The sequence below is a fragment of the Pseudomonas sp. genome, assembly GCF_035277045.1.
Classification (GTDB): Bacteria; Pseudomonadota; Gammaproteobacteria; order Pseudomonadales; family Pseudomonadaceae; genus Aquipseudomonas.
The window spans coordinates 1-4497 of record NZ_DATELE010000018.1 but is presented as its reverse complement, the minus strand read 5'-3'; the positions used below and the strand labels follow the sequence as shown (position 1 = coordinate 4497).

Annotated in this window: 6 protein-coding genes; 4 read left to right on the top strand and 2 right to left on the bottom strand. The window is 66.4% G+C overall.

The window, feature by feature from the left end; all coding sequences use genetic code 11:
* The coding region (locus tag VJS90_RS00735; protein WP_324118142.1) for a sensor histidine kinase at positions 1 to 201 on the top strand (201 nt) is incomplete at its 5' end.
* Positions 202 to 218: 17 nt separating this feature from the next.
* Here VJS90_RS00735 and VJS90_RS00730 read toward each other — a convergent pair.
* Entirely contained in the window at positions 219 to 1151 is a 933-nt protein-coding gene (locus tag VJS90_RS00730; protein ID WP_324118141.1) for a siderophore-interacting protein, read from the bottom strand.
* 145 nt (positions 1152 to 1296) lie between these two features.
* On the opposite strand from VJS90_RS00730, the gene tusA reads away from it, so the two are divergent.
* Together tusA and pdxB are read left to right on the top strand one after the other, a co-directional pair.
* Complete coding sequence (tusA, locus tag VJS90_RS00725; RefSeq protein WP_324118140.1) at positions 1297 to 1539, top strand: sulfurtransferase TusA; 243 nt, start codon at positions 1297 to 1299, stop codon at positions 1537 to 1539.
* A gap of 113 nt (positions 1540 to 1652) precedes the next feature.
* Positions 1653 to 2795 (top strand): 4-phosphoerythronate dehydrogenase PdxB, encoded by a 1143-nt coding sequence (pdxB, locus tag VJS90_RS00720; protein ID WP_324118139.1) that lies wholly within the window; start codon positions 1653 to 1655, stop codon positions 2793 to 2795.
* A 72-nt stretch (positions 2796 to 2867) separates the two neighbouring features.
* Here pdxB and VJS90_RS00715 read toward each other — a convergent pair whose 3' ends face one another.
* The gene (locus VJS90_RS00715; RefSeq protein WP_324118138.1) at positions 2868 to 3041 is read right to left on the bottom strand and encodes a PA1571 family protein; all 174 of its coding nucleotides are present in this window, start codon (positions 3039 to 3041) and stop codon (positions 2868 to 2870) included.
* A gap of 279 nt (positions 3042 to 3320) precedes the next feature.
* Here VJS90_RS00715 and VJS90_RS00710 point away from each other — a divergent pair.
* Positions 3321 to 4497: ABC transporter transmembrane domain-containing protein (locus VJS90_RS00710; protein ID WP_324118137.1), on the top strand; the 1177-nt coding region annotated here is incomplete at its 3' end.

Here is a 4497-nt window from a genome sequence, read left to right as displayed (position 1 = left end):
GTCCGCGACCATGGTCCCGGGATCCCTGCCGATGACCTGCTGCACCTCACCGAACGGTTCTGGCGGACCAGCCAGAGCAGCGGCTGCGGCCTGGGGCTGGCGATTGTCCAGGCCATCGTGCAGCGCTGCGCGGGCAGCTTGCGCTTCGAGAGCGGCGCCGATGGCCTGCGGGTGTGGCTGCAGGTGCCAGCGAGGCCCTAGGCCTTGGCCATGCTCTTTCAGTCCAGCGTGCGCCCGGCGCGCCAGTAGCCCATTAGCGTCAGCATCTGCCGGTCGAGGCCGCGCTCCCTGATCAGGTAGCGGCGGATGTCCATGACCGTGGCGGACTCGCCGGCGATCCAGGCGTAGTAGTCGGACCGCTGGCCGCTCGCCTGTTCCCAGAGGATCTGCCGGTCGACATCGACCTCTTCCAGCGCCACCGGGACGACCTGCTGGTTGACCGGCAGGTCGGCCAGCTCGCGCACGGCATGCGCCATGCCCTGGCCATGGTCGCACCGCAGCAGGCCGCGCGGCAGCCAGTGCAGGTGGGTGGCCGGGCTGTGGGTCAGGTCGATGCAATCGCTTTCGCTCGGTACTTCGATGAAAGCCTGAACAGGCAGATCGGGCCTCGCCCAGGCCAGCTGTTCGAGAATCCCGGCGATCGCGGGCAGGGCGGTTTCATCGCCAACCAGCAGCACCTTGCGCACGGCCCTCGGGGGGTTCCATTCATAGCCGCCGGGGTCGTTGGCATAGGCCAGATTGGGGGCGACCACCTGCAGGCGGTCGCCTGGCCGCGCCTGACTCGCCCAGGCCGAGGCAGGTCCCGTGGCACCGTGCAGCACGAAATCCACGTCCATCTCCAGGACGTCCTGGCGCAGCGCGCGGATCGTGTAGGTGCGCATCGGGGGCAGCTGCTCGGCTGGCAGGTCGCGGCGGGCCTGCTGCCAGGTGCCGTCCCTCGGCAAATCGGGCGGCAGGCCGGCGGGCGTCGGAAAGAACAGCTTGATGCGCTGGTCCGGCCCCAGCGTGGTCATTTGCCGCACATCCTCGCCGGTGAAGACGAACCGGCACAGTGCAGGGCTCAGGCGCGCAATGGCCTTGAGCTGGATGTCGAACAGCCGGTAGGGCGTGGCCTTGGCCGGCCGGACGAGCCGTGAGAGCAGTGAGGTCATCGGGCAGTCCCTCTGTGGGAAAAGGTACTCTGAAGACGACCGCAGGCGCCTGCAAATTAGCCCCCGCCGGGTAAAGACCGGGCCATTGAGGATAGCGGCGCCCGGTCGCATGAGCGACAATGGCCGTTCTTGCACGGAGTACCTCATGACCGATTTCACCCCTGACGCCATCCTCGACGCCACTGGCCTGAACTGCCCGGAACCGGTGATGATGCTGCACCAGCGTGTTCGCGACCTGGCCGCCGGTGGCCTGCTCAAGGTGATCGCCACCGACCCCTCGACCCGCCGCGATATTCCCAAGTTCTGCGTGTTTCTTGGCCATGAGCTGCTGGAACAGCAGGAGCAGGCCGGCACCTACCTGTACTGGATCCGCAAGAAGGCCGACTAGGCATTGCATTAAAACTCCCAGCCCCCGGGCTTGACGCCTCGCCCGGTAGCCATGAGCGGCTGGAACAGCCTGCGCGGAGCGCCTACACTGGCTTTCCCCCACAGGAGAGCGCCATGCTGATTGTTGCCGACGAGAATATCCCGCTACTCGATGCCTTCTTTGCCGGTTTCGGTGAAATCCGCCGCTACCCCGGCCGGGCCATCGATGCCGCCTGCGTCAAGGACGCGGATGTGCTGCTGGTGCGTTCGGTCACCCGGGTCCACCGGCAATTGCTGGAGGGCAGCCGGGTGCGCTTCGTCGGTACTTGCACGATCGGCACCGATCACCTTGACCTGGACTATTTCGCCCAGGCCGGCATCCATTGGAGCAGTGCCCCGGGTTGCAATGCCCGCGGCGTGGTCGACTATGTGCTGGGCAGCCTGCTGACCTTGGCGGAGCTTGACGGCGTGGCGCTGGCGGACCGCGTCTATGGCGTGGTCGGCGCAGGCCAGGTCGGCGAGCGGCTGGTGCGCGCGTTGCGCGGCCTCGGTTGGAAGGTGCTGGTCTGCGACCCGCCGCGCCAGGTCCTGGAGGATGGCGACTTTGTCAGCCTTGAAACAATTCTTGAGCAGTGCGACGCGATCAGCGTGCACACGCCGCTGTTGCGCGACGGGCCTGATGCCACCTGGCACCTGCTCGGCCGCGAGCAACTGGCGCGGCTGCGCCCCGGCGCCTGGTTGATCAACGCCAGCCGCGGGGCGGTAGTCGACAACCAGGCGTTGCGTGAGGTGCTGCTGGCGCGCGACGACCTGCACGCCGTGCTGGATGTATGGGAAGGCGAGCCGCAGGTCGACCTCGCCTTGGCCGACCTGTGTACCCTGGCTACCCCGCACATCGCCGGCTACAGCCTCGACGGCCGGCAGCGCGGCACCGCCCAGGTCTACCAGGCGTTCTGCCGCTGGCGCGGCGAGCCGGAGCTGGTACGCCTCGCAGCTCTGCTGCCGCCGCCCAGCCTGGCCCAGATCGACCTGGACGCGCGCACGCCCCCCGCTTGGGCGCTGGCCACCCTGTGCCGGGCGGTTTATGACCCACGGCGCGACGATGCGGATTTCCGCCGCAGCCTCAGCGAGGACCCGGCCGCGCAGCGCGCGGCCTTCGACCTGTTGCGCAAAGGCTACCCGGAGCGCCGCGAGATCGAAGGGCTGGTGGTGCGCGTGCGTGGCGAGGCGCCGCAACTGGCGCAGGTGGTCAGTGCCCTGGGGGCGGTGCTGGCGTAACGCGTTTGGCGAGCCAATAAAAACCCGGCGCATGCGCCGGGTCGAAATAATTCGAGGCTGGGACTTCGAGGCTTAGCCTTTCTGGGAAAGATCGACCCGGTTCTGCTCCAGGTGCTTGCACGCCTCTTGAATCATCTGCTCGGTGATCGGGATCTCCTTGCCCTGAGCGTCGATGATCGAGCCACAGACTTGGGCCTGGGACTGGGGCGCGGTGTTTTGCGGTTCGCTGCTATGTTGCAAGCTCATTTCCTGTCTCCTCATCAGGTTGCAAACTCAGGGTATCGCCGCGCCGTGACGGGCCTGTGACAGCTCCCTTGGTCAACACGGTGGGCGAACACAGTCCAACAGAAAGTGTGACAAAGCTCCAGTGGCACTTTAGACCGAAACGATCTAGCCAATACCCGGATGAGTCAAGCTTTTGCTGATCTGCAGGGTTCCGACGTGGCCCAGTGCCACGAGTTCATCGGCAGGCGACAAACGGTCGGTGCTACCCTGCAACAAACCCGCAGATGAACGGCGTATTTCATGTTCGCACCTAGTCCCTCTCGTCAGCGCCAAGCCTTGAGGCTCGGCTGGCGCTTTCTTCAGCCTTATCGCAAACAGGCGCTGCTGGCCTTGCTCGCGCTGGTCGTCACCGCTGCTATCACGCTGTCCATGGGGCAGGGCATCCGGCTGCTGGTCGACCAGGGCTTCATGACCCGTTCACCACACCTGCTCAACCAGTCCATCGGCCTGTTCATGCTGCTGGTGCTGGCGCTCGCGGTCGGCACCTTCAGCCGCTTCTACCTGGTGAGCTGGATAGGCGAACGCTGCGTGGCCGATATCCGGCGCGAGGTATTCGATCACCTGGTGGACCTGCATCCAGGCTTCTTCGAGGACAACCGCAGCTCCGAGATCCAGTCGCGGCTGACGGCGGACACGACCTTGCTGCAGTCGGTGATCGGCTCCTCGCTGTCGATGTTCCTGCGCAATGCGCTGATGGTCATCGGCGGTATCGTCCTGCTGTTCATCACCAATCCCAAGCTCACCAGTATCGTGGTACTGGCGTTGCCGCTGGTGCTGGCGCCCATCCTGCTGTTCGGACGCCGGGTACGCAGCCTGTCACGGCAGAGCCAGGACCGGGTCGCCGACGTCGGCAGCTATGTCGCAGAGACCCTGGGGCAGATCAAGACCGTGCAGGCCTACAACCATCAAGGACTGGACCGGCGGCTGTTCGCGGATACCGTCGAGGCGGCGTTTGCCGTGGCGCGCCAGCGTATCGCCCAGCGGGCCTGGCTGATCACCCTGGTGATCGTGCTAGTGCTTGGCGCCGTCGGCGTGATGCTCTGGGTCGGCGGGATGGACGTGATCGCCGGGCGCATCTCCGGCGGCGACCTGGCGGCCTTTGTCTTCTACAGCCTGATCGTCGGCAGCGCGTTCGGAACCCTCAGCGAGGTGATCGGCGAGCTGCAGCGTGCCGCCGGTGCTGCCGAACGCATCGCCGAGCTGCTGGCGGCGCGCAGCGAAATCATTGTCCCCGGCCAGGCTGCCCGGTTGCCCGCAACACGGGCCACTGGCCGGATCGAGCTGCAGGAGGTGCGGTTCGCCTACCCCTCACGGCCGGGCGTCGCCGCCATCGATGGACTGAGCCTGAGTATCGAGCCCGGACAGACGCTGGCGCTGGTCGGGCCCTCCGGTGCAGGCAAATCGACGCTGTTCGACC